The organism is Halomonas sp. BLK-85 (genome assembly GCF_044792155.1).
GTDB lineage: Bacteria > Pseudomonadota > Gammaproteobacteria > Pseudomonadales > Halomonadaceae > Vreelandella.
In genome coordinates, this window is sequence record NZ_CP087731.1 from 2,566,164 (window position 1) to 2,590,022 (window position 23,859).

General features: G+C 55.7%; 23 protein-coding genes. 2 read left to right on the forward strand and 21 right to left on the reverse strand.

All coding sequences use genetic code 11. The features are described from left to right. Positions 1 to 68: 68 nt before the first annotated feature. The 18 genes from LL947_RS11675 to puuE form a co-directional block, all read right to left on the reverse strand. On the reverse strand, positions 69 to 2,318 hold the full coding sequence (locus tag LL947_RS11675) for an ATP-binding protein (RefSeq protein ID WP_499833292.1): 2,250 nt from the start codon (positions 2,316 to 2,318) through the stop codon (positions 69 to 71). Continuing rightward, entirely contained in the window at positions 2,308 to 2,820 is a 513-nt protein-coding gene (locus LL947_RS11680) for a putative pterin-binding protein (protein ID WP_404414109.1), read from the reverse strand. The genes LL947_RS11675 and LL947_RS11680 overlap by 11 nt, the downstream gene beginning before the upstream one ends. A gap of 405 nt (positions 2,821 to 3,225) precedes the next feature. Continuing rightward, positions 3,226 to 4,023 carry a DUF2189 domain-containing protein gene (locus tag LL947_RS11685; RefSeq protein WP_404414111.1) on the reverse strand — a complete coding sequence of 266 codons (798 nt, stop codon included), beginning with the start codon at positions 4,021 to 4,023 and terminating at the stop codon, positions 3,226 to 3,228. Between the two features lie 288 nt (positions 4,024 to 4,311). Beyond that, positions 4,312 to 4,740 (reverse strand): universal stress protein, encoded by a 429-nt coding sequence (locus LL947_RS11690; protein ID WP_290822069.1) that lies wholly within the window; start codon positions 4,738 to 4,740, stop codon positions 4,312 to 4,314. A gap of 11 nt (positions 4,741 to 4,751) precedes the next feature. Next, positions 4,752 to 7,346: a TRAP transporter permease gene (locus LL947_RS11695; protein ID WP_499833293.1), complete on the reverse strand. Its 2,595-nt coding sequence runs from the start codon at positions 7,344 to 7,346 to the stop codon at positions 4,752 to 4,754. Positions 7,347 to 7,539: 193 nt separating this feature from the next. After that, positions 7,540 to 8,520: a TAXI family TRAP transporter solute-binding subunit gene (locus LL947_RS11700; RefSeq protein WP_404414115.1), complete on the reverse strand. Its 981-nt coding sequence runs from the start codon at positions 8,518 to 8,520 to the stop codon at positions 7,540 to 7,542. A 459-nt stretch (positions 8,521 to 8,979) separates the two neighbouring features. Then, positions 8,980 to 9,216, reverse strand: coding sequence for a DUF2798 domain-containing protein (locus LL947_RS11705; RefSeq protein WP_290822064.1), 237 nt, complete (start codon positions 9,214 to 9,216; stop codon positions 8,980 to 8,982). 101 nt (positions 9,217 to 9,317) lie between these two features. Then, a complete protein-coding gene (locus tag LL947_RS11710) occupies positions 9,318 to 10,631 on the reverse strand; it encodes a TRAP transporter large permease (RefSeq protein WP_499834421.1) in 1,314 nt (437 codons plus the stop codon). Continuing rightward, positions 10,621 to 11,100: a TRAP transporter small permease gene (locus LL947_RS11715; protein WP_499833294.1), complete on the reverse strand. Its 480-nt coding sequence runs from the start codon at positions 11,098 to 11,100 to the stop codon at positions 10,621 to 10,623. The genes LL947_RS11710 and LL947_RS11715 overlap by 11 nt, the downstream gene beginning before the upstream one ends. A 76-nt stretch (positions 11,101 to 11,176) precedes the next feature. After that, on the reverse strand, positions 11,177 to 12,187 hold the full coding sequence (locus LL947_RS11720) for a DctP family TRAP transporter solute-binding subunit (RefSeq protein ID WP_404414119.1): 1,011 nt from the start codon (positions 12,185 to 12,187) through the stop codon (positions 11,177 to 11,179). A gap of 106 nt (positions 12,188 to 12,293) precedes the next feature. Beyond that, positions 12,294 to 12,815: a DUF192 domain-containing protein gene (locus tag LL947_RS11725; RefSeq protein WP_499833295.1), complete on the reverse strand. Its 522-nt coding sequence runs from the start codon at positions 12,813 to 12,815 to the stop codon at positions 12,294 to 12,296. A 10-nt stretch (positions 12,816 to 12,825) separates the two neighbouring features. Further along, positions 12,826 to 13,965, reverse strand: coding sequence for an ABC transporter ATP-binding protein (locus LL947_RS11730; RefSeq protein WP_404414123.1), 1,140 nt, complete (start codon positions 13,963 to 13,965; stop codon positions 12,826 to 12,828). Beyond that, entirely contained in the window at positions 13,958 to 14,629 is a 672-nt protein-coding gene (gene modB / locus LL947_RS11735; protein ID WP_290822050.1) for a molybdate ABC transporter permease subunit, read from the reverse strand. Before modB ends, LL947_RS11730 begins: the two co-directional genes overlap by 8 nt. Beyond that, positions 14,626 to 15,414 carry a molybdate ABC transporter substrate-binding protein gene (gene modA, locus LL947_RS11740; protein WP_499833297.1) on the reverse strand — a complete coding sequence of 263 codons (789 nt, stop codon included), beginning with the start codon at positions 15,412 to 15,414 and terminating at the stop codon, positions 14,626 to 14,628. Before modA ends, modB begins: the two co-directional genes overlap by 4 nt. Before the next feature lie 3 nt (positions 15,415 to 15,417). After that, positions 15,418 to 16,896 carry a pyruvate kinase gene (pyk, locus tag LL947_RS11745; protein ID WP_290822046.1) on the reverse strand — a complete coding sequence of 493 codons (1,479 nt, stop codon included), beginning with the start codon at positions 16,894 to 16,896 and terminating at the stop codon, positions 15,418 to 15,420. Positions 16,897 to 17,028: 132 nt separating this feature from the next. After that, the gene (locus tag LL947_RS11750; protein WP_499833298.1) at positions 17,029 to 17,523 is read right to left on the reverse strand and encodes an ureidoglycolate lyase; all 495 of its coding nucleotides are present in this window, start codon (positions 17,521 to 17,523) and stop codon (positions 17,029 to 17,031) included. Positions 17,524 to 17,534: 11 nt separating this feature from the next. Then, positions 17,535 to 18,359, reverse strand: a complete 825-nt coding sequence (locus LL947_RS11755; RefSeq protein WP_499833299.1) for a bifunctional allantoicase/(S)-ureidoglycine aminohydrolase — start codon at positions 18,357 to 18,359, stop codon at positions 17,535 to 17,537. 9 nt (positions 18,360 to 18,368) lie between these two features. Further along, positions 18,369 to 19,307, reverse strand: a complete 939-nt coding sequence (puuE, locus tag LL947_RS11760) for an allantoinase PuuE (RefSeq protein ID WP_404414129.1) — start codon at positions 19,305 to 19,307, stop codon at positions 18,369 to 18,371. Between the two features lie 61 nt (positions 19,308 to 19,368). Between puuE and LL947_RS11765 the strand changes: the two genes are divergently transcribed. After that, a complete protein-coding gene (locus tag LL947_RS11765) occupies positions 19,369 to 19,677 on the forward strand; it encodes a hypothetical protein (protein WP_499833300.1) in 309 nt (102 codons plus the stop codon). On the opposite strand, the gene LL947_RS11770 is transcribed toward LL947_RS11765, so the two are convergent. The 3 genes from LL947_RS11770 to LL947_RS11780 all read right to left on the reverse strand — a co-directional run bounded on the left by LL947_RS11770 (position 19,674) and on the right by LL947_RS11780 (position 21,785). Further along, positions 19,674 to 20,381 (reverse strand): GntR family transcriptional regulator, encoded by a 708-nt coding sequence (locus LL947_RS11770; protein WP_499833301.1) that lies wholly within the window; start codon positions 20,379 to 20,381, stop codon positions 19,674 to 19,676. The two genes, LL947_RS11765 and LL947_RS11770, sit on opposite strands and share 4 nt — an antisense overlap. Positions 20,382 to 20,511: 130 nt before the next feature. After that, positions 20,512 to 20,877 (reverse strand): phasin family protein, encoded by a 366-nt coding sequence (locus LL947_RS11775; RefSeq protein ID WP_499833302.1) that lies wholly within the window; start codon positions 20,875 to 20,877, stop codon positions 20,512 to 20,514. A 194-nt stretch (positions 20,878 to 21,071) separates the two neighbouring features. Further along, positions 21,072 to 21,785: a glutathione S-transferase N-terminal domain-containing protein gene (locus tag LL947_RS11780; protein WP_404414133.1), complete on the reverse strand. Its 714-nt coding sequence runs from the start codon at positions 21,783 to 21,785 to the stop codon at positions 21,072 to 21,074. A gap of 298 nt (positions 21,786 to 22,083) precedes the next feature. On the opposite strand from LL947_RS11780, the gene LL947_RS11785 reads away from it, so the two are divergent. Continuing rightward, the gene (locus LL947_RS11785; protein ID WP_499833303.1) at positions 22,084 to 23,790 is read left to right on the forward strand and encodes an L-lactate permease; all 1,707 of its coding nucleotides are present in this window, start codon (positions 22,084 to 22,086) and stop codon (positions 23,788 to 23,790) included. Positions 23,791 to 23,859 lie beyond the last annotated feature (69 nt).

A 23,859-nucleotide genomic window follows, 5' to 3' on the forward strand; every position in this document is an offset into this window, starting at 1 on the left:
TAGTCAACTTAACCCTACGGCGCTGTCTTGACAGCGCCGTTTTTTTGTCCAAAGTCATTGCCCAAGCGTCAACAGGCCCTAGATTGCCAAGTTCCAAGAACATCAAAGGTAAGCACTGCCTGTTTTTCCAATGCCTCGAAATGAGGGTCTATAGCAAAGCCAGCCTCAACAGCCTGTTGAAGATCGTGAGCAGCACTGGCCATGGCACAGGCGCCAATGCTGGCCGCTTCACCACGCAGCTGATGCGTTAGCCGCTGGATATTTTCTGTTGGCATGGGCTGGACAGCGAGCTGACCGCGCAGCTGGTCCAGATACGCGGCCGTATGTTTCAGAAACAGGCCAATCAGTTCATCCAGTGATGGTTTGCTCAAGGTGGTTTGCAGCTGCAGCAGTACCCGCTCATCAACCAGTCCATCATTGCATCCATCAACACCAGGCACTGTTGTTGATGGCAGCTTTTCAACAATCTGGCTGTCGACCTTGATGTACTGCGCCAGCCGTTGGCTTAGCGTGGCAAGGCTTAACGGCTTGGTCAGATAATCATCCATTCCTGCCTTCAGACAACGCTTGCGATCATTGACAGCTCCTCCGGCGGTCATCGCCATAATGGGCACTTTTGCCAGCCAGCCAGGTTGTTGGCGAAGCTGACGGGTCAGCGTCAAACCGTCCAGGTCAGGTAGCTGGACATCCATCAGAATAATATCGTATGACCTCTCTTTCACCAGGCTGAGGGTCTGCTGGGCGTTTTCTGCCACCTCTACCAGACAACCCAGACGCTGTAGCATCCCTACGAGTACGCGACGATTGACGAAATCATCCTCTACCAGTAGTACAGAACCGTCACTGAAATGGCTGATTTGCGGGGCAGTAGCCAACGCCTGTGACGCCACCTCCACGTGTGGCGGCACATCAACTAATGGCAACGCAACCCAGAAAGTGCTTCCCTGCCCCTCCTGACTCTTGACACCAATACTCCCCCCCATCGCGTCGCAAAGGCGTTTACAGATGGCCAGCCCAAGCCCTGTGCCGCCGTAGCGCCGGGAGACTGAGGCGTCTGCCTGCTGGAAAGGTTCAAACAGATGATGCTGTTGCACTGCTGGAATACCACAGCCAGTATCAGCAACCGTCAACAACAATTGGCCTTGATGGCGACCTAGCGAAAGCACTACCTGACCCCGCTTTGTGAACTTGAGCGCATTAGCCACCAGATTCTGCAACACCTGGCGGACCCGGTAAGCATCCAGGCTGACCCAGCGGGGCACTGCACTGTCAATGTGCATTTGCAGCCGGACACCGCTGGCCTGGGCACGCGGTTCGTACAGGTCAATCACGCCACGCATCAGCGCCTCCAGCTCAACAGGGCTTTCTTCCAGGGTTAAATGCCCGGCTTCGATCTTCGAGAAATCCAGAATATCGTTGATCATGTTCATCAGCTGGGTGGCGCTGTCATTAATCGTGCGGGCGTACTCGCGTACTTCTTGAGGGCTGGGTGTATGCTGTTGCGGTTGGACCAACAGCTCGCTCATTCCCAGCACTCCATTCAAGGGCGTGCGTATTTCATGGCTCACCACCGCCAGAAAATCGGACTTGGCCTGATTGGCTGATTGCGCCTGCTTGGCGGCCTCCTCAAGCCGTAAGCCAAGCAGTTCCTGCTCACCGCGCGCCGAAGCACTTTCACGCATTTCACGCACCAGAAAAACCACAACCAGCAAGGCCGAGATACTCATTCCAACCAGTAGTGTGATCAACAAACGATACAGGGTACTGAGCTGAGCGCGCTCTTCAGTGGCTGCTTCAGCCTGAAAGGCATTGATGGTGGTCACCAGACGTTCAGTCAGTCGCGACAACTCTTGCAGATCATTCTCGATCTCGATCACCGCCAAGTGGCGCTGCTGGTCATAGGGCATAATCAGGGTATCAAGAACGTCGAGTGCCTGCCGGATAGCCTCGACAAGCACTCGGGCATTAGGTACCTGCTCCAGCAAACGGGTGAACTCACCCTGGGTTAACACATTGATACGGCTATATAATAATTCAAAACGCAGGTTGATCGCGTTCTGGTCTTCCGCTGCCAGTGAATCGCGGGAAAACTCCAGGAGAGCATTCAGCAACTGGACCGTATCGCGGTCAAGCTTGTAGACCACCCAGGAGGTATCTTCACGTAAGCCCTGGGTCAGGCTGTCCTGACGCCAGGCCGCCAGTGCGGCCACCATCAAGGCCGACGCGAAAAGCACGACAGAAACAATGGCAACAAACTTGAAACGCCTGGGATAGCGCAACAGAGAGTGCGGGTGTCTGGACACAGCGTCAGCGCACATCGATCTTCATTACCTGCCAGACAGCCCGGGAACGGAAGGTTTCACTCAACAGCTCCGCGTTGTGGTCAAAAGGATAGAGTACCCAGAGCGGGCCGTATTCACGAATGGTGATTGGCTGACCATCACGCTTCAGGGCCAGCATCACATCATGTTCAGTGAAGTCGCGAGTAGGAATATAGGCTTCATAGCCGTTTAGCGCCGATACACGCACCTGTTCACTGGCTACTTGCAGATAAGACAGCAGGTTACGCATCAAGGGGCCACTGTACTCATGGGGCTGTCGGGTCCAAGGGGTACCTGTACGATATTGATGCTGGGGCAGGTCAGCCAGCATGGAGAAATCAAAGTGCGCCTCTTCACCGACGTTAGTGCGGGCAATATTGCCGGATATTTTCAGGATGACCCGACCTTCGGGAGCAGACAAGGCATGAGCGACATTGGCGACACTCATCGGCAAGACACAGACAACCCATACAGTCACAATCAATGCGTGTCTTTTCATTATTGGCCTCCTTGCAAGTGCCCTATGAAAACGAGATGACGTAAGAGTACGTCATCTCGCTCAGGAGGTCAGTCAAAAGGAGACCATTGATTGATGTCTGCACTGCAGATAAAAAAAGAACAGTTAGGGCCTGTTGACGTTTCATCGCGAACTGCGTTGCTGCGCCAAAGAGCGTCAGGCAAGGCGCGACACGACGGCAATGGTGGTGCCCTTACCGAGTGGCGCAACGCCGCATGGCGTTCTTTGGCGCGCAACCCGAAGGGACAGGGCCCTTTTGGCACAACCCTGCGTTGTTTGTCGCTGATTGGGAGCCACCCAACCACGCTCCTCACGCCTTGTTCTGCACCAAAAGGGCCTCTGTCGCGGCCGTGATGAAACGTCAACAGGCCCTAAACCTGCGACAGATTATTCAAAACTTACCAGGTCTTCATAGGCGTGCCAGCTGGCATACCCCAACACGGGCAATATCAGCGCCAGACCAATGTAAAAGGTCAATACACCTACCACGAAACTGATCGTCAGCATGGCTCCCCAGAGCAACATGGGGCGAAAATTGGCAATCACACACCGTATGCTGGCTTCAATGCCTTCCATGAAGCTCATGTCGCGATCCATGACAACCGGAATGGCAATCGCACTGATGGCGAAGGCACCAAATGCAAGCAGGCCACCGATAACCGTGCCCACTGCGACAAGGCCTAGCCCCTGAGGGGTTGTCAACAGGGAAGCGTAAAGCACTTCCGGACTGGGCACTTCCAGGCCAAAGAAAAGTGCGAATAACAGGGTAGCCAGACGTATCCAGGCAAGAAAGAAAATCATCATCATTACACCGACCATCGCCAGCTGACTGCCATGCGGACGCCAATGACCCAGTGCATGCCCCAGGTGCGGTGTTTTCCCATCCTCTATGGCTTTGCTGATGCCATAACAGCCGACAGCCACCATGGGGCCCACGAACATGAAACCGGCAATCAGCGGCAATAGCCAGTGCCAGAATCCCAGCTGAATGGCACCCGTTGTAATGGCAACACTTAGCCCCACCCAGAATAATCCATAGGCAAGACTCACGATCGGTGCCCGACGGAAATCTTCAAAGCCGGCGGCAAGCCAGGCTTTTGGCCGGTCTGTCTCGATATGCTTTACGATGATTTTAGTCACGGCTGAATCTGCCTGGTCAAGTGGCTTTGTTATTGATGTACCCATGGTGAAACTCCTTTGTCACGCTTACCTGTCGCTCGCTGCCGGTAATGCTCCAGACTGATTAAGCGTTCATTAATATGAAAAGAGCTGCTTAATCACTAATCTTAACTGTAGCGGACTGAGTGACATCTGCAAATAGTTATTCAAAATATGTACAAAAACCCTACCAAAGTGTCAAAGAGTAATCAAAAGCACCATCAGCAACGCCAAAAAAACCCCGATCAAATGACCGGGGTTCTTGATACGCCTGATGTGTTCTGCTGATGCCTTGCATCCTGGCAATGTTCGTCGTTAGCGAACTATCATCACTGACATCCTGGCATGGTGAACAACGTGCTCGGCATTAGGGCCCAGCACGTAATCAACAAACTTGCGCTTGTTGTGTGAAGCCATCACGATCAGGTCGACCTCCAGCTTCTTGCCTGCCTTGATAATCGCCTCCCAGGGCGAGCCGTCGACAATCACGCTCTGGGTCACAATTTCCTCGGGAATGTGCTCCTTGATAAAGGCATGTTGGGCGTCAGAAATCGCTTCATGCGCCTGCTTGGAGAAATTCTTGGGAAAATAGGCCCCCACCATTGGCATGTTGAACTCTGGCATCACCGTCACGACGTGCAGAGAAGCCCCGAAGGTCTGGCATAGTGTGATCGCTGTTGGCAAAGCCTTCTGCCAGGATTCTTCCGCGTTAAGGTCAACCGGCAATAAAATTTTCTTGTACATCTGTACACCTCCTATGCAGTGGCCGTTTGCGCGTCAGCCTTGCTACGTCGACGGCGTTGCAACACAACCACTAACCCGAACACCACAAAAGCAGGCATCCACATCAGCTCCTTTGTCCAGCGTTCAACCGGGGCCAGTACCTCGATGATTTCCTGGTCAAAGTCAAAGCCAATGTCAGAGGCCTGGCTACCATAGGTCACCATGTCAACAATCGCCCTGTCATCCTCAAACAACAGCATCAGGCCCAGGTTATCCAGCCGTTGTTGACCGGTTTCCCCTTCAAGTACCGGCACCTGCATATAGGTTGTCATCGGATCACCGAAGTCATCCAGCCCTTCAATCTGTACCCGCAGGGTTGAACCTTCGTCAACGTTACCCATCGCCTGTACAAACTCGGAAGGCGGCACAGAGCGGTAGGGGTCGTGAAGCATATCCATAAAGAAGCCAGGACGGAAAAGCGCAAAGGCAACCAACAGCAACAGAATGGACTCATACCAGCGGTTGCGGGTAATCATGAAGCCCTGGGTCGCTGCTGCAAATATCAGCATGGCAATGGTGGAAATGATAAATATCATTATCCCCTGTAGCCAGGTCACATCAATCAGCAACAGGTCCGTATTGAAGATGAACAGAAACGGCAAGGCGGCCGTGCGCAAGCTGTAATAGAACGCCTGGAAGCCGGTACGTATCGGATCGCCACCGGATACCGCGGCCGCAGCAAAGGAGGCCAGCCCTACCGGTGGTGTCACATCCGCCATGATGCCGAAATAGAACACAAACAGATGCACGGCGATCAGCGGCACTATCAGGCCGTTCTGCTGGCCCAGCTGAATGATCACCGGTGCCAGCAGAGCAGACACCACAATGTAATTGGCCGTGGTAGGCAGGCCCATCCCCAGGATCAGACTCAGAATGGCGGTGAAGAACAGGATCAACATCAGGTTGCCCATGGAGATGGTTTCCACTACATCCGCCAGCACCAGGCCAACACCGGTTTGCGAGACGGCCCCGACAATGATCCCCGCCGTTGCCGTAGCGATGCCAATACCGATCATGTTGCGCGCACCGGTAACCAGGCCGTTCCATAAATCCATGGCACCTTCGCGCAGATCCGCCTGCATATCGCCTTTACCACGGAAAATAGCGGTAACCGGACGCTGCGTCAGCATGATAAAGATCATGAAGACGGTCGCCCAGAACGCCGACAGCCCTGGTGACAGACGCTCCACCATCAGACACCAGATCAGCACAATCACCGGCAGGATATACTGCAGACCCACCATGACCGTTGGGCGGGTCTGCGGCAGTTTGATGACCGGCTCATTGGGGTCATCCAGTTCCAGCTCCGGATAAGCCGCCGCCATTTTCAAAAGGGCAATGTAAATAACCGCCAGGCCTGCTGCGATCACCCAGGGCGCAGCACCTCCGAGCACCGGTTTCAGCCAGCCCAGGCCATAATAGACCGCCAGCGCGGTTATCATCATCAACAGGAGGCCGCCCAGAAAGCCAACTACCTTGCTGACCAGCGGCTTGGGCGGGTTAGAGCTTTCCAGCCCCTGCATGTTGGCTTTCAGTGCTTCAAGGTGGACGATGTAGATCAGGGCAATATAGGAAATCAGCGCCGGCAGAAAGGCATGCTTGATCACTTCAACATAGGAAATACCCACATACTCAACCATCAGAAACGCGGCCGCCCCCATGACCGGTGGCATGATCTGGCCATTGACCGATGACGCCACCTCAACGGCACCGGCTTTTTCCGAGGGAAACCCCACCCGCTTCATCATGGGGATGGTAAAGGTCCCGGTGGTAACCGTGTTGGCAATGGAAGAGCCGGAAATCAGCCCCGTCATGCCAGAGGCCACAACGGCTGCCTTGGCGGGGCCACCTTTGTAATGTCCCAGCATTGAAAAGGCCACCTTGATGAAATAGTTACCCGCACCGGCCTTGTCCAGCAGGGCACCAAATAACACAAACAGGAAAACAAAGCTGGTTGACACCCCAAGGGCAATCCCAAAGACGCCTTGCGTGGTCAGCCACTGATGATTGACCAGGCCATAAAGACTGACACCGCCATGGGCCAGGAGCCCCGGCATGTAAGGCCCTGCCAATGAATAGATCAGGAATACGGAGGCAACAATCATCAAGGGGGGCCCCAGCGCCCGCCGGGTCGCCTCCAGCAGCAACAGGATACCAGTAACACCAATAACCACATCTTGCAGCAAGGGTGCTCCTGGGCGTGCCGACAACCCTTCATAGAAAAGGAACATGTAAGCGCCGCAGAATGCGGCGACGCTGGCAAGTACCCAGTCCTGAATGGGAATACGGCCACGCGGTGAACGCTTGAGGGCCGGATAGGCCATGTAGGCGAGAAAAAGTGCAAACGCCAGGTGTATGGAGCGCGACTGTGTCGCATTGAACACCCCAAACCCGAGTATGTAGGGCAGCGGTGAAGCAATCCAAAGCTGAAACAACGACCATATCGCCGCAATGCCCACGAGCAGCTTGCCTGGCATACCCGCAGGCTTACGTGCTCCGGAGTCGGATGAGGCGACCATATCCTCAAGATCAACAGCCGCGCCGGAGGCCCTGTTGTTCTCTGTCATAAGCATGCCCTGCTATAAGTGGAAGACGCCGTCAATGGATAACGTCGCGCCTTGTTAACCCAATGCCTTATGGCACTCTAAATATAATGCGCGGCCCCCTGAGGGACCGCGCATCATTGTTTGTTGAGGCAGTTTACCTCACTGATACAGCTACGCATGGTATTAACAATAGGCGTAGCTGACCGGACTGGATTTACTCGATCCAGCCCTGCTCACGGTAATAGCGAGCGGCACCTTCATGCAGCGGTGCTGACAGGCCTGAAGAAATCATGTCTTCCGGATCAAGGTTCTCAAACGCAGGATGCAGGCGCTTGAAACGATCGAAGTCATCAAACACAGCCTTGACTGTTTCGTAAACGGCTTTTTCTGATGTTTCGGTGGTGGTCACCAGCGTGGCCGCTACACCGAAGGTTTCCACATCATCCGGGTTGTTCTTGTAAAGACCGCCCGCAATGACAGATTTCGAATAGTAGGGAAATTCATCAACAATGCCATCTACATCTTCATCGTCGAGAGGAATCAGGTGTGAATCAACCGTCGTCGTCGCTTCCTGAATAGAGCCATTCGGATGGCCTACCACATAAACCATGGCATCGATGTTGTTGTCCGACAGGGCTGCCGCCTGCTCGGAAGCGCCCAGCTCGGAGACCATTGAGAAGGTGTCCTCATCCCAGCCCTTGGCATCCATGACCACTTCCATGGTGTTACGCTGCCCAGACCCCGGATTACCAATGTTGACACGCTTACCTTCCAGGTCATCCAGAGTTTCGATACCGGAATCAGCGCGGGCCAGCAGAGTCAGCGGCTCACCATGAATACGGAAAATGGCGCGCAGGTCTTCGTAGGCGTCGTCTTCGAAATTGCCGGTACCATTATATGCCTGAAACTGAACGTCTGACTGGGCAACCCCCATTTCCAGTTCACCGGACTTGATACCGTTGATATTGGCAACAGAACCACCGGTCGACGGTGCATTACAGCGAATGTTGTGCTCATCACTGCCGCGATTGACCAGACGACAGACCGACTGGCCCACGACGTAATAGACGCCTGTCTGACCCCCGGTACCAATAGTGATGAACTCCTCGTCCTGGGCAACTGCAGGAGAGGCAACGGTTGCTGCCGCAATCAGTGCACCGGAAAAAGCTGCGGTCGAAAATACATGACGATTCATGGGCTTACCTCTTTTCTTGATGTTGTCTTAAACACATTATGGTAAGTAGCAGTGACTGAACACCGCCAGTACCCTTTTTGAATTGATGCCCTATGGCTTCAGGTCATCATTGAAAGATCAAGCGCTCGGCACATATGTGATGCACCTGAAACAGTAATAAAAAGCCTGTCTGGCAAAATGCTCAAACCGTGTTTGGGAGGTTATACCTTAGCAGAACAACACGAAACATTGGCATGCTTTTATTTTAATGCCAAAGTTGCATAAGACATGACACAAAAGCCTAGGGCCGTGGCGGAAAATTAGCCGCCAGTTTAAGATTATTAACCTTTGATCAAGCATGGCATAGATACCTGCCTTTTCAAACACATTATGTCGGCAGCCATCCTGCGGGCCAGCAGCTCAACCACTATATCAACGTCAGCGCCTTACCGCAGAGGCCGGTAAGCAGACTTCCAAGAGTCATTTTTCAGGCGTCTTGATGAGCTTGGCCGTCACTTTCTGTAGCTGCGGGGCGCCAATCAGAATCAGCAAAAATGCAATCGGCCACGCGATATAGAAGGCTCGCCACCAGCGTCCCATAAAACCCTCTGCCAGGCCGGTGTTGGCCCAGGTGATGACGAATGTCATCAACGTCACCATATAGATTGACATCAGAACCGCAAAGACCCAGCGTGCGTAACGGGGTGGAAACAACATGACACCTCCTCATCGAACCTTTGATTAACCTGCTGACAGTATAAATAACCATAGGAAATATACTGATAACACAAAATTTCAGCAATTCAAGGCGCGACATTTCAGACGTTGTAACCGAGTATTGTTGGCAGCCATAGCGCTATGCCCGGAAACAGCGCCACCAGGGCCAATGCAGCCGCCATTGCTAACACAAACAGCAGCGCCCAGCCGACTGTCTGTTCCAGTCTTATCTTGGCCACCTCAGTGGTCACCATCAGGTTGACAGCGACCGGCGGAGTGAACTGACCAATCGCAATATTCATGGCCAGCAAAATACCAAACCAGACCGGGTTCCATTCAAAGTGCTGCATCACGGGAATCAGAATGGGCATCATGATCAGATAGATGGAAATGGCATCCAGCAGCATACCCGCTATCAGCACCGCCAGCATGACCAGAACCAATAGCAGTACGCCATTATCTGTCAAGCCAATAATCCATTCAGCCAGATGACGGAAAGTGCCCAGCATGGTGCCTGCCCAGGCAAAAATACCGGCCAGCGCAATAATCAGCATCACCACGCCGGAAATGATCGCCGCTTCGCCAAGCAGCTCCCAAAGATCTTTTAATGTCATTTCACGGGTGAGCAGCAGGCCGACGGCCGCCCCATAGGCTACTGCCACCACCGCTGCTTCTGTGGGCGTAAACAGACCGGAACGCAACCCCCCCAGAATAAGCACGGGGGCGAAAAGCGCCGGCAAGGCTTGCCGGAACGTCGTGCGGATGCTTAACCGCTCCACCCCCTCACCGCCTGTTGAGCTCGGGCTGCCTTCCCAACCACGCTGACGGGACACAAGCATCGCCGGCACCAGAAGTGCCAGCCCGGCGAGGATGCCGGGGAAAAGCCCGGCGGCAAACAGCGCTCGCAAATCCACGCCTGGCACCACGATGGAATACAGGATCAGGGCAACCGATGGCGGAATGAGGATTGCCGTAGAAGCAGAGGCCGCGATCAGGGTTGCGGAAAATGGTTTCGGATAGCCTGCTTTGGTCATGCTCGGCAGCATCACCATGGCAACCGCTGCAGCATCTGCCGGGCCGGAGCCACTCATTCCCCCCATCATCATGCAGACCAGAACCGCCACCAGTGCCAGGCCTCCATGGCGCGGCCCGATCAGAGCCTGGGCAAAACGCACCAGGCGTATGGCGACCCCCGCGCGTTCAAAAATAAGCCCGGTCAGGATAAACAGTGGAATCGCAATCAAAGGGTATTTGGCAATACTGTTATACGTATTGGTACCCATGGTGGCGAGCATATCCGGTGACAGCCCGACCATGATCCCCACGGCACCGGAGAGAGCCAGTGAAAAAGCCACCGGCACCCCAGCGATCAAAAGCCCGGCAAAGGCCAGGATCATCCAGGCATCAGCGCTCATCATCAAGCCTCCCGCTCAAGCGGTCGCGGGTTTGCTGAATGAGACGCACCAGCATGGCAAATGCCAATAAAGGTAGCCATAGCAGATACCACCACTGTGGCAGCCCAAGCCCTGGCGACAGCGATTCCCATTGATATTCCTGCCAGACCAGTTTTCCGCCGAACCCGATAATCAGGCCCAGCACCAGCAAACCACAGCCGGCCTGGAAAATAATCAGCATCCGGCGCATGCCTGGGGGCAGCGCCCTCTCCAGCAGGCCAATTCGAATATGACGATTGAGGCGCAGCGCCACCGAGGCACCGGCAAAGGTCAGCACCACCAACAGAAAAACGGAAAACTCTTCAGTGAACGAAAAGGATCCTCCCGTCAGGTAGCGCGTCACCACGTTGCCCAGGCTGATCACAGCAATGATCACCAGTGCCATTGCACCCAGCCAACGTTCCGGGCGCGCATCAGGCATTTGTTTCATCACGATTCCACCCTGTTAAAACAATGACCGGCCACCCGGGCCGGTCATCAATGGTTACTGGCATAAAACAGTGTGCTTAACGGGACTCAACGGCTTCCCGGGCATTTTCAACCAGTTCTTCACCAATACGTGGCACCCACTTCTCATAGACCGTTTGGGTAGCATCCACGAAACGCTGATACTGGTCATCAGTCAATTCGGTGACGATGACCCCGCGTTCCTGGATGGCTGCCAGACGCTCACTTTCTTCTTCACGGGTCATGGCAATCTCCCAGGCGCCGGCCTCTTCAGCGGTTTCGCGCAGCAGCGTTTGATGCGCGTCGCTCAACGACTGCCAGACACTCTGATTCACCGCGAAAATAAGTGGATCATTCATATAGTTCCAAAGCGTCAGATATTCCTGACCGGCCTGATCGATGCGCGCCACATCAAACACCGAGAGCGGATTTTCCTGGCCATCCACGGCGCCCGTCGTCAGGGCGGGCTGAGCATCCGTCCAGCTCATCTGGGTAGGGTCAGCGTCGAGCGCCGAAAAAGTATCCTGAAAAAGCGGCGAGCCGACCACGCGGACCTTCAGGCCTTCCAGGTCGCTGGGGGCTTCAACCGGACCACTGGAATTGGAAAGCTGGCGAAAACCGTTTTCACCCCAGGCCAGTGGCACCACACCTCTGGATTCAATCGCAGCAAACACCTGATCACCGGCCTCACCGCCAGTAACGGCATCAACCGCAGCTTCGTCAGGCAAGAAAAAAGGCAATGAAAAAAGATTCAGCTCAGGTACCTGCGGCGACCAGTTGATGGTGGAACCCACCGCAGCATCAATCAGGCCGGAGCGCATGGCTGAGAATTCACGGGTCTGATCCCCGGAAACCAGCTGGGAGTTGGGGTAAACCCGCAGCGTCAGCTCACCGTCACTGCGCTCTTCAACCAGGTCTGCCCATTTTTCGGCCGCTTGCCCCCAGGGAAACGCATCGGAAAGCACGGTTGAAACCGACAGCTCACGGGCCTGAGCAGACAGGGCACCTGCCAGGAGTACCGCACCGGCGAGGCCTGCCGTTACATGCGTCATCTTGCGTGTCAGCGTCATAATGAATCCTCATTGATTTTATTGTATTGAGCAGCGTGTCATGCGAGTTAAATTATAGGCCCTCTGGGGATGAAAGACAGTCTTCCATAGCTCCCCTGGTTAAACGCTAGCGTGAGCAAGCTGCCTGCCCCTCACCCGGCAAGGCCACGCAGTCACCCACGCGAATACCCCGCTTGGCGAAGTAGCCGGCATTGACTTCAAGGGCGGCCGCATAGGGCGTATGCGGGGTGTAGGAGCGACAGTCGCTGGGGGATGAGGAGCCGCAAGGCTGCATGGTCCTGATCGCCACAATCGTGCCTTCACGGTTGATAAAGGCAATATCCAGCGGTATCAGGGTCTGAAACATCCAGAAGCCATTACGCCCGGACTGCTCGCGGGAGTACATGAACAGCATGCCGTGGTCGGCTGGCAGGCTCTCCCGCCCCATCAGGCCTCGCTGGCGCTGCGCTGAAGTGCGGGCGACCTCCACGTCCAGACGATGCGGCCCTTCAGCACCATGCACGGCCAAAGGCATGCGCTCAAGCGGAGCCATCTCAGATGTTGTGGCCAGTGCCGATAGCGGCCAGGCCAGGGCCAGAAGCGGCATCGCCAGTGAGGCGGTTAAAAACGCACGGCGATTAAGATGCATGGCGGTTTCCTCAGGTTCCATAGGTGCCAGGGGGTATGGATATGTCATTGGCCACTGGCCCCATCACATGAATGCCGGCGGCCAGCAGGGACACCTTCACCATGGCACCGGGCGACAGTTGATTACGCCGCGCTGCATGGGTGCTGATGTCAAACCGAAGCATATCACCATGAGCAACCCTCAGGGCCACCGATGTCATTCCTCCAAGCGTCACAACCTCACTGACCATGGCGGCAACCGGGTTTTCCCGCTCGCCATTGGAAGGGCGAGCGCGGCGGTGCAATACAATATCTGAAGGCGGCAGATACCATTCCAGCCTGTCACCTATCCTGTAGCCTTGCAGCTGGGCTTGTACTTCGGCACTTACTTCAAGCTGAAAGCGCCCCCACTCAAGGCAGTAACGGCCCTGATGACACCTCAGTGTGGCGCGAAACAGGTTATGTCGGTCCAGCAGCCTGGCTACGCCAGGCGATGCCGGACGTCGAAACAGCGTCTCCGGCGGGCCACTTTGCAGGGTAGTGCCATTATGTAATACGCACAGGGTATCAGCCAGGGCCGCTGCCTCGATCAGGTCGTGGGTGACCAGCACAATGGGAATGGCTATCTGCTGACGGAGCAGCACCAGTTCGCGCTGCAGACGACGGCGAGTGACCTGGTCGACGGCAGAAAAAGGCTCATCCAGCAGCAGCACTTCAGGTTCCCGGGCCAGGGCGCGCGCCAGCGCAACCCGCTGACGCTGGCCGCCCGAAAGCTGATGGGGAAACCGTCCCCCCAGGCCTTCGAGCTTGACCCGCGCCAGCCACTCTTCCGCGCGATGAGCCTGGGCAGGCCGGGGTAGATGGCGTAACGGTATGGCAATATTATCCCGCGCATTCAGGTGAGGAAAAAGCGCATAATCCTGAAATACTATCCCCACACGGCGCTGCTGTGGCCTAAGTGAGTATTTACGCTGAGCATCAAACCAGCATGTTTCTCCACAGCGGATAACCCCCTTAGCGGGCTGATAAAGACCGGCAATAGCCCGCAGCAAGGTAGTTTTTCCACTGCCGGAAGGGCCGACCAGCGCCAACAGTTCGCCACTCTGGCAGGCAAATTTAGCCTGCAAGGGAATCGGCCCAGCCTGGGCAAGCTGAAGCGTTAATTTAGCCATGCACCCTCCTGCGCCGCCCGGCAAGACCATACACCACGCCAATGGTGATAAAGGAAACGCTTAGCAGTACAGCGGACATCAAGGCGGCCGCGGCCTCGTCAAACGCCTGCATCCGGTCATAGATGGCAATCGCCAGGGTACGCGTTTCAGCATCAATGGCGCCGCCCACCATCAGAACAACCCCGAACTCACCCAGGGTATGCGCAAAGGTCAGTGCAAAGGCAGACAGCACGCCCGGCCACACCAGCGGCAGCTCGATCCGCCATAGCGTTTGCCAGGGAGACAGTCCACTGCACCAGGCCGCTTCGCGCAGATTGGCAGGAATACTTTCAAAGGCGCGCTGGATCGGCTGGATGGCAAAAGGCAGGTTGGCGACCAGGGAAGCCAGGAGAATACCTGTAAAGGTAAAGTTCAGACCGCTGCCAAACACGCTGGCCCAGAAAGCGCCAAAGGGCGCATCGCGGCTGAATGCCGTCAGCAGATAGAACCCCAGTACCGTCGGCGGCAACACCAGAGGCAAGGCCACCAGGGCCTCAAAAAAACCGCGCCCCTTGAAACGCGCATAGGCCAGTGCCCGACCGGCCCAGATGCCCAAAGGCAGCAGAATCAGGCAGGTCAGCACAGCCAGACGCAGGGAAATGGATAGCGCGGCCCAGTCCATCATTGCGGCACAACAAAACCATAGTCGCTCAATATTGCCCGCCCGGTGTCCTGCTGAAGCCATTGATAGAACTGCTCGGCCACCTCACCGGCCTGGTTTGTCAGCACCATGCGTTGGCGCAGCGGGTTGTGCCAGCTCTCAGGAATCAGCAGGGACTCACTGCGCGCGTCAAGTGCAGGCGCCAGTGCCAGGGAATAGGCCACCAGGCCACCACTGACGTCGTCGGAAAGGGCATATTGCGCCGCCTGTGACACGTTCTCCCCAAGAACCTGCAGGTCGGCTGTCGCCTCCCACAGCCCGGCATGCTTCAGTGTCTCCATGGCGGCGACGCCATAAGGGGCATGCTCCGGGTTGGCCAGGGCGATCCGCTGGCGCTCGCCCGACTGGTGAGCGGCCAGCGCCTGCTCAACGGCGCCCAGAGGATCGTCTTCATCAAGCTCTGCTGCACCGGGGTTCTGCAGCCAGGCCAGGCGACCCACCGCATAGATAACCCCTTCATTCTGCACATGGCCTTCCTGGTTGAGCGCCAGCACATAGGATTCATCAGCGGAAAGGTAAAGCTCGAAAGGCGCCCCCTGGGCAATCTGGCGTCGGAAGTTACCGGAAGAACCAAAGTTGAGCCGCAGGGCATGGCCCGTCTGCTGTTCGAAACGCTCGGCGGCTTCGGTCAGGGCAAACTGCAGATCCGATGCGGCGGCCACCACCGGCGGCGCTGACTGTGCCTGTACGCTGACAGGCAAACACAGGGTTGCCAGCCACAGGCAGGAAACCGTCACGAGACCGCGCATGAATCACTCCCTCCCCAGATGCTGTTGGGTAATGGACATCACCTTCATGGTGTTGGTGCCGCCATGGGCATTCATATGATCGCCACGGGTCAGAATCACATGATCACCGGGGGCGACAATGCCCTGTGCCACCAACAACGACAGAGCGCGATCATTCAGCTCGGTGGCTTGCATGCCAGAAGTATCAAACGGTAGCGACACCACGCCGCGATACAGTGCCATACGGCGTTGGGCAATCGGGTTGTGCGCCAGCCCGACAATCGGTAATCCCGAACGGATCCTCGAGGCAATCAACGGCGTATAACCCGAGGCGGTCATGCAGGCTATGGCGGTGACCCCCTGCATGTGGTTGGCCGCATACATGGCGGAGAGCGCTATGGTCTCGTCCGCGCGCATGAAACCTTCATGGATGCGGTGCCCGGATTCCTGAGCCATTTTTTCCCGCTCGGCGCCCAGGCAGACTCGCGCCATGGCAGTGACGGTTTCCACCGGGTAATCACCCGCAGCGGTTTCAGCCGACAGCATGACGGCGTCACTGCTGTCCAGCACGGCATTGGCCACATCAAAGACTTCAGCACGAGTAGGCATCGATGCGCTGATCATGCTTTCCATCATCTGGGTCGCCGTGATGACGGCACGATTCAGGCTGCGGGCACGTTTGATAAGCCGTTTCTGAATCCCCACCAGCTGGGCATCGCCAATTTCAACGCCCAGATCACCACGTGCCACCATGACCGCCTCAGACGCGTCAATAATCCCGTCCATGGTGGCTTCATCCATCACAGCCTCTGCCCGCTCCATCTTGGCGATCAGACCAATGTCAGCACCTGCCTCGCCCAGCAGCTCACGCGCTTCGAACATATCCTGTGCCGAGCGGGGAAAGGAAACAGCCAGATAATCGACGCCGATGGCCACGGCGGTTTTCAGATCCTGCTTGTCTTTATCGGTCAGCGCGGGGGCTGACAGACCACCCCCCTGCTTGTTGATGCCCTTGTTATTGGAAAGCTTGCCACCGACGACAACCCGGGTAAGTACTTGCTTACCTTCGACCCCAGTCACATCGAGGACCAAGCGACCATCATCCAGCAGCAAACGGTCGCCGGTACTGACATCGTCCGCCAGTGTCTTGTAGTCACAGCCCACCCGCTGAGCATCGCCTGCATCGCTGTCGAGTGCCATATCGAGGATAAAGGGCTGGCCTTCCTTAAGCACGACTGCACCGTCCTTAAAACGCGCGATGCGAATCTTCGGCCCCTGCAAATCGCCCAGTGCGGCAACGCTACGACCCAGGCGGGCGGCAGTATCACGTACCGCCTGCAAGCGGCGCTGATGGTCTTCCGGGCTGCCATGGGAGAAATTCAGCCGCACCACATCCACCCCCGCTGCCAGCATGGCCTCCAGCACCCCTTCGCGATCACTGGCGGGCCCCAGGGTGGCAACAATCTTGGTGCGACGAATGGAGGAATGATGCAGTGCGTTCATAAAGCTCCCGGGTTACGCGGATAAACTGACCAGAATATGCGCCTGAAATCGTCATCACGCGTTCAGGCTGCGAACCGCCGTATGCAAGCTTAGCATTGTAGCGCCATCAAGATGACGGTTTCGATAATGACGTTATTCCCCCGCCAACCTGACCCGCATGGCCAAAGGATACTCATCGCAATTATCACCCTCACCGCCCCGGTCAACCACCAGAAACTCGCCTTCCCGATCAAGCACCGACTGAATGGCATGCCAGGTGCCCGCCCGGTAGTTCACGCCCTGACGGCCGTCGGTCACAAAAGCGCGAACATCGGCTGGGTCAATGCTCTCTCCGGGGGGCGCCACCACAACCATGAAGCGCTCTTCGTGAAGCGGCATAAAGGCCTGACTGCCAAGAGGATGGCGCTCAAGAAACGTCAGCTCCAGTGGCAGGGTCACCGGCTGGCTGACAAAGAGACTGATCAGGGGGCGGGCATTTTTCCCCAGGGTCTGCACCGTTGCCAGATCGTGATGGCGCCGGGTACGGCCGGCATTGATGGGAAATGACGCAGACGTACGGGCATCGATGACTTCGCCAAAAGGGGCAAATGCTTCTGCGGTCAAGGGGTCAGCAATCAGTTCAAGCATGAAATTCTATCCTAAAGCGTTAGCGCTGCGTGGCGGTTAACGTCCTTGTAGAGCAGGTAACGAAACGGGCCCGGGCCACCGGCATAGCAGGCCTGGGGGCAGAAGGCTCGCAGCCACATGAAATCGCCCGCTTCAACTTCCACCCACTGCTGATTGAGGTGGTAGACCGCCTTGCCCTGCAATACATAAAGGCCATGCTCCATCACATGGGTCTCGTCAAAAGGAATGACGCCACCGGGCTGAAAGGTGACGATATTGACATGCATATCATGGCGAACGTCAGCAGGATCGACAAAGCGCGTGGTTGCCCAGCGCCCTTGTGTGCCGGGCATTTCAATCGGCGTGATCGTCTGCTCATTGGTGACAAAGGGGTCAGGCACCTCCAGGCCATCCACAAAGGCGTAGGCTTTGCGTATCCAGTGAAAACGTACCGGTGCGGCTGACGCATTGCGCACCTGCCAGCGGCTGCCGGGAGGGATAAACGCATAGCCGCCGGGCTGCATCAGATGCCGATTACCCTCCAGCGACAGCGTCAGCTCCCCTTCCACGACAAACAGCACGCCCTCGGCCCTGGGGTCCTGCTCAGGCTTTTGGCTACCTCCTTCAGGCTGCACTTCCATAATGTATTGTGAAAAGGTTTCCGCAAAACCGGACAGCGGTCGAGCCAGCACCCAAAGGCGGGTTTTATCCCAGAAAGGCAGGTGGCTGGTGACAATATCGCGCATGACGCCCTTGGGAATCAGCGCATAAGCCTCAGTAAACACCGCCCGGTCAGCGGTCAGTTGCGTTTGCGGTGGATGCCCACCCTGGGGCGCATAATAAGGTGATGGGTGCATGATGGACCTTTAACGATTAGGCGCAGGATGGTGTTCAGCCCAGTGACGGGCGATGTCGACACGACGGGCAACCCAGACATGGTCATGGGCTTCGATGTAATCCAGAAAACGCTGCAATGCGCGGAAACGCCCGGGGCGCCCAAGCAGGCGGCAGTGCATGCCTACCGAGAGCATCTTGGGCGACTCACCACCTTCCGCATAGAGCACATCAAAGGCATCGCGCAGGTAGGTAAAAAAGTGCTCGGCGGTATTAAATCCCTGAGGAGCTGCAAAGCGCATATCGTTGGTATCCAGGGTGTAGGGCACAATCAGATGGTCATGCTCGCGCCCCTGGCTGTCCGTCACCTGCGTCCAGAATGGCAGGTCGTCACCGTAGTAATCGCTATCGTAGAGAAAGCCCCCCTCATCCACAATCAAGCGGCGGGTATTCGGGCTATCCCGCCCGGTATACCAGCCCTCGGGCTTTTCGCCATAGAGTTTCTGGAAGATAGCCATCGCCTTGTGCAGATGGTCACGTTCAACCGCTTCAGGCACTTCCTGATAGTGAATCCAGCGATAGCCGTGGCAGGCAATTTCATGCCCCAGTTCCCTGAACGCCATGGCGACATCTGGATGACGCTCCAGCGCCATGGCAACGCCAAAGACAGTGAGCGGCAGATCGCGTTTTTCAAACTCGCGCAAAATCCGCCAGACCCCGGCTCGAGAACCATACTCGTAGATGGACTCCATGCTCAGGTGGCGATCAGGATAACTCTGCGCGCCGATAATCTCGGACAGAAACTGCTCTGACCCCGGATCACCATGCAACACACAGTTTTCGCCGCCTTCCTCATAGTTGAGCACAAACTGAACGGCAATGCGGGCGTTGCCAGGCCAGCTGGCCTGAGGAGGCTGTCGACCGTAGCCGACAAGATCACGCGGGTATCCCGACAGGGTATCTACAGGCATAGAACACTCTCACCGATTGGATTAAGGATATGACAGCTTCCCAAGGGAAGATATCACCAGATTGAGCAGCACCAATATAGCAGCAATTTTGTATACAATATTAATATTTATCGTACTGGATATTTATGAAACTACGCATCATCAATCCAATACTACTGACGATATGACGCAAACCATCGGCGAGGAGGCACACAGAATTGCAGCGCCAGGATCACTGCGTGGCGACGCAGCCTGTGCCGTGCCGGTTTCGATTGAACATCATATTGATCTAACAACAATTCCTGACGCCTGCCCTGCGTATATCAACAGAAACGCCCGGCTGCAGCCGGGCGTTCTCGTAGGTGTCTGTGTTTGTCACATTCGTGGTTAAACGCCAAATACCTGACGCAGGTCGGGGGTGCTGTTGTCTTCTTCAACAATCGAAAGCGACGATTCGATGGTTTTAAGGTGACGGCTCATAAACGCCTTGGCACGCTCTCCATCGCCTTTCTCCAGAAAGCGGATCAACTCATCATGATCGTGGGATTCACACCCCAGATGGCCCGGGTTGCCATATACGGCCAGAATCAGGGAGGAGCGTGAACACAGGCGTTCAACAAAATCCGCCAGTACCTCGTTGCCGGAAAGTTGCGCCAGACGAACATGGAAGTCAGCGGAAAGGCGAATCGCCGTGCTCTGCTGCCCATCACGCAGTGCCTGTCGCTCCTGGCTTGCCATCTCGCGTAGTTCGGCTGCCTCAGCGGCGCGCATACAACGTGCCACATCCGGCATCAGGCCGCATTCAACCAGTTGGCGGGCATCAAATATATCCTTGGCATCATCGGCACTAGGTCGCGTCACACTGGCACCGCGATGGGGGGTAATGGTGACCAACTGCTCCAGTGCCAGGCGTTGCAGGATCTTGCGAATCCCGGTGCGACTGACACTGAACACATCCGCTAATGCATCTTCACGCAGACGCGCGCCTGGCTTCAGGCGGTGCTCAATAATGGCATCACTGATTGATCGATAAATATCCTCATGACGATATTTGCCTTGCTTGCCGGTGGTCTGCGATTGCTGAACGCCCTGCATATCAATCTCCTTTGCAAGGCCGTTATATTACCTGCCCCAGGCCGATACTTGCCATCTTGGTGGGCCCACGGACAAAAAAATCCCGCTGGCAGCGCAGGCTGTCCAGCGGGGCTGTTGTTGCCAGTAAAAATTAGCTGGCAGCTTTCTGTGTTGCCTCAGTCACGCTTTTCAGGCTGTCTTCAGCCAGTTTCTGGCTGTCCTGCAGATAGCGCTTGCTGAGAGCATTCATTTTTTCTGCGTCGCCTTTAAAGCGTTCCATCAGGTCAGCTGATGCCTTTTGCTGACTCTCGGCGGCCTTCTTCATACTGTCGGCATCCTTGACGTCAAGCCAGGTGCGCATCTGGGCAACTGAGAAGTCGCTGTAGGCACGTGCTGCATCCACCTGGGCGCTTAGCATCTGGTCGCAATAATCGAGCGTCTTGGAAGCATAGGCGCGCATGGGCGCAACTAAGATGGATTCAACCTGCTGGGTGGTCTTTTCGGTAGCTTTATTCATACTTCCTCCGCAACGTTTTTGGATCGGCTGTCTAAAACGTTATGACAATAAATCGGCAATGAATGAGCAGCGATGAGCAACAACCCTCCGGTCATTATCAATCTCTACGCTGCAAGGTTCATGCAGTGGCCTCTGCTATCCATCAAGCTAGCAGGCATTTTTGTGCAGTGCAACATAACTTCTCTTAAGAACTGTCATGCTCCCTGTTTATCAACCAGGTTACGCACCGTAAGTGCATGATTTCCCATGCCATCATAGAAAGCACACAAGCGCCTGAACCAGTCATCAATCATGGCTTCCTCTATGACCGGTGCCTGAAGGGAGACGACGTTTGCCCACATGATACTGCCAAACAGCAGGTAATCGGCGCCGCCGGGCGTCTCTCCATCCAGAAATGGACTGGTGCGTAATACTGCCCTTACCGGCGCCAGGGCTTTATGCAGTAATGACTGGCCCTGTTCGGGTGAATGAAACTCCTCCAGGGTGCAACCAAAGCGGGCTTCACGCGTAGAACGAAAATAATTCCGGTCGTCCGGATGAATCGCCGCCAGCAGATCCAGAGCGACAATACGCAACAGTGCTGGCGACACCTGGCGGTCGACATAGTGACTGAAAAGCAGCGCACGCTGATAGCTGGCACCGTTCCCGAGCACGGATGGCGTGTCCGGGTAGGCATCATCAAGATATCCCATGATCGCGAAGCTATCGGCAACAACCTGATCGCCATCACAGAGCACCGGCACCTTATCGGTGTTGGCAAAGGCAATGGCGTCTTTTTGCTGAAAGCGCCAGGGTTTCAGTTCGACATCCAGCCCCTTATGGGCCAGCGCCATCCTTACACGCCAGCAATAGGGGGAAAAACGTAGTTGCTCATCGCGACCGTAAAGGTCATAGAGAATACGCGCCATTGTTGAATCCTTTTGTTTGATCTTGGAAGTGTCGAATCTCTAAAAATTGTCTATTAGTCTAATAAACCTGGCCTGTCCCCCGCGCAAAGCTTGCGCATATTCCATTTATAAACAATATTTTAGAAATCAGTTGGTGATTTTCGGGCCGGTAAAAACCCCTCACATATTGGTATGACCAATTAACCAACAATAGCCATACGGTGGCTGACTACGTATCTTTGCTGCCGTTATGACAACTGCTTTTGCAGTTGCTCATCGGCGGAGCATATCATTATTAATAACAGGGGAAATGCCTCCCATGAATGACACAATACTTGCATTACTTGCCTTCGTGCCCTTGGTACTCGCAGGTGTGTTGTTGATCGGATTACGAATGGCGGCCAAAACGGCCATGCCGATTGTTTTTGTGGTCACTGCACTGATCGGCCTGCTTGCCTGGGATATGACATTTTCTCGGGTAATGGCCTCAACCTTCCAAGGGTTGATCCTGACAATCTCGATACTCTGGATTATTTTTGGGGCCATTCTGCTCCTCAATACCTTGAAGCATTCAGGTGGTATTACGGCGATCCGTAAGGGTTTTTCGGGTATCAGTCCTGACCGCCGCGTTCAGGCGATCATTGTTGCCTGGCTGTTCGGCTGCTTTATCGAAGGGGCATCCGGTTTCGGCACCCCCGCAGCGGTTGCTGCACCACTACTTGTGGCAATCGGCTTCCCGGCTCTTGCGGCCGTTGTGGTGGGCATGATGATCCAGTCCACGCCGGTCTCTTTTGGCGCCGTGGGCACACCCATTGTCGTTGGTGTCACAGGGGGTATTGACCGTGACGGCATCACTGAAACACTGACCACAGGTGATGCCACCTGGATGGAGTACTTCCGACTGATCGTCAGCGAAGTGGCGATTGTTCACGGGCTTGTCGGTGCTCTGATGCCGCTGTTGATGGTGATCATCATGGTGCGTTTCTTCGGCGCCAATCGCTCCTGGAAAGAAGGCCTTTCCATCACACCCTTTGCATTGTTTGCAGGCGTTTCCTTCGTCGTCCCCTATATGCTGGCAGGGGTTTTCCTGGGGCCGGAGTTCCCGTCGATGATTGGCGCCATGGTCGGCCTGGCTATTGTTGTTCCCGCTGCACGACGCGGCTTTCTGCTGCCAAAAGACACCTGGGACTTTCCCGAGTCCAAGTCCTGGCCCGATGAGTGGATTGGCAAGCTGGAAATCAAGATGGATGACATTGCCGGCAAGGCGCCTGTCTCCACCTTTATGGGCTGGGTTCCCTACGGCCTGCTGGCCATCATCCTGGTCGCATCACGGGTGATCGATCCTTTCCGTGAAGCCCTTCAGTCATTGAGCTTCGGGTGGAGCAATATTCTCGGCGAAGCGGGTATCTCCGGGGCCATTCAGCCACTCTATCTTCCCGGCGGCATTCTGTTGATGGTGGTGGTTTTGACCGCTCTGCTGCACCGCATGAAACTTGGCGAGTTGAAGGATGCTTTCACCGACTCCTCCAAGACCATTCTGGGCGCTGGCTTTGTACTGATTTTTACCATTCCCATGGTACGTATTCTGATCAACTCCGGCGTTAACGGCTCCGACCTTGTCTCCATGCCCGTGGCTATGGCGCAACTGGTGGCCGACAGCTTCGGGGGAGCCTATCCCTTCTTTGCCCCGGCTGTGGGTGCACTGGGGGCCTTCATTGCCGGCTCCAACACTGTCTCCAACCTGATGCTTTCAGACTTCCAATTCAACGTGGCGAATCAGCTGGGGCTTTCAACGGCGTTTATGGTGGCTTTGCAGGCAGTGGGTGCCGCCGCCGGTAACATGATTGCCATTCACAATGTGGTGGCTGCATCGGCAACCGTCGGCCTCCTGGGGCGCGAAGGAACGACCATTCGCAAAACCATCATACCCACGATCTATTATCTGGTGGCGAGTGGCGTGATCGCATTGATTGGCTTTTACGTTATAAGTCTCAGCGATCCGCTTATGCAGGTATTGGGAGGATAACGCCCAACTATTTGCAGACACCTTCGCCGGGGCAACCCCGGCGAAGGATAACGTTAAATTACGTTATGT

Excerpts from the sequence above, each read along its gene's own strand:
- LL947_RS11675 (WP_499833292.1), bottom strand. The coding sequence starts at position 2,318 with ATGTGCGCTGACGCTGTGTCCAGACACCCGCACTCTCTGTTGCGCTAT.
- LL947_RS11680 (WP_404414109.1), bottom strand. The coding sequence starts at position 2,820 with ATGAAAAGACACGCATTGATTGTGACTGTATGGGTTGTCTGTGTCTTG.
- LL947_RS11685 (WP_404414111.1), bottom strand. The coding sequence starts at position 4,023 with ATGGGTACATCAATAACAAAGCCACTTGACCAGGCAGATTCAGCCGTG.
- LL947_RS11690 (WP_290822069.1), bottom strand. The coding sequence starts at position 4,740 with ATGTACAAGAAAATTTTATTGCCGGTTGACCTTAACGCGGAAGAATCC.
- LL947_RS11695 (WP_499833293.1), bottom strand. The coding sequence starts at position 7,346 with ATGACAGAGAACAACAGGGCCTCCGGCGCGGCTGTTGATCTTGAGGAT.
- LL947_RS11700 (WP_404414115.1), bottom strand. The coding sequence starts at position 8,520 with ATGAATCGTCATGTATTTTCGACCGCAGCTTTTTCCGGTGCACTGATT.
- LL947_RS11705 (WP_290822064.1), bottom strand. The coding sequence starts at position 9,216 with ATGTTGTTTCCACCCCGTTACGCACGCTGGGTCTTTGCGGTTCTGATG.
- LL947_RS11710 (WP_499834421.1), bottom strand. The coding sequence starts at position 10,631 with ATGAGCGCTGATGCCTGGATGATCCTGGCCTTTGCCGGGCTTTTGATC.
- LL947_RS11715 (WP_499833294.1), bottom strand. The coding sequence starts at position 11,100 with ATGAAACAAATGCCTGATGCGCGCCCGGAACGTTGGCTGGGTGCAATG.
- LL947_RS11720 (WP_404414119.1), bottom strand. The coding sequence starts at position 12,187 with ATGACGCTGACACGCAAGATGACGCATGTAACGGCAGGCCTCGCCGGT.
- LL947_RS11725 (WP_499833295.1), bottom strand. The coding sequence starts at position 12,815 with ATGCATCTTAATCGCCGTGCGTTTTTAACCGCCTCACTGGCGATGCCG.
- LL947_RS11730 (WP_404414123.1), bottom strand. The coding sequence starts at position 13,965 with ATGGCTAAATTAACGCTTCAGCTTGCCCAGGCTGGGCCGATTCCCTTG.
- modB (WP_290822050.1), bottom strand. The coding sequence starts at position 14,629 with ATGATGGACTGGGCCGCGCTATCCATTTCCCTGCGTCTGGCTGTGCTG.
- modA (WP_499833297.1), bottom strand. The coding sequence starts at position 15,414 with ATGCGCGGTCTCGTGACGGTTTCCTGCCTGTGGCTGGCAACCCTGTGT.
- pyk (WP_290822046.1), bottom strand. The coding sequence starts at position 16,896 with ATGAACGCACTGCATCATTCCTCCATTCGTCGCACCAAGATTGTTGCC.
- LL947_RS11750 (WP_499833298.1), bottom strand. The coding sequence starts at position 17,523 with ATGCTTGAACTGATTGCTGACCCCTTGACCGCAGAAGCATTTGCCCCT.
- LL947_RS11755 (WP_499833299.1), bottom strand. The coding sequence starts at position 18,359 with ATGCACCCATCACCTTATTATGCGCCCCAGGGTGGGCATCCACCGCAA.
- puuE (WP_404414129.1), bottom strand. The coding sequence starts at position 19,307 with ATGCCTGTAGATACCCTGTCGGGATACCCGCGTGATCTTGTCGGCTAC.
- LL947_RS11770 (WP_499833301.1), bottom strand. The coding sequence starts at position 20,381 with ATGCAGGGCGTTCAGCAATCGCAGACCACCGGCAAGCAAGGCAAATAT.
- LL947_RS11775 (WP_499833302.1), bottom strand. The coding sequence starts at position 20,877 with ATGAATAAAGCTACCGAAAAGACCACCCAGCAGGTTGAATCCATCTTA.
- LL947_RS11780 (WP_404414133.1), bottom strand. The coding sequence starts at position 21,785 with ATGGCGCGTATTCTCTATGACCTTTACGGTCGCGATGAGCAACTACGT.
- LL947_RS11785 (WP_499833303.1), top strand. The coding sequence starts at position 22,084 with ATGAATGACACAATACTTGCATTACTTGCCTTCGTGCCCTTGGTACTC.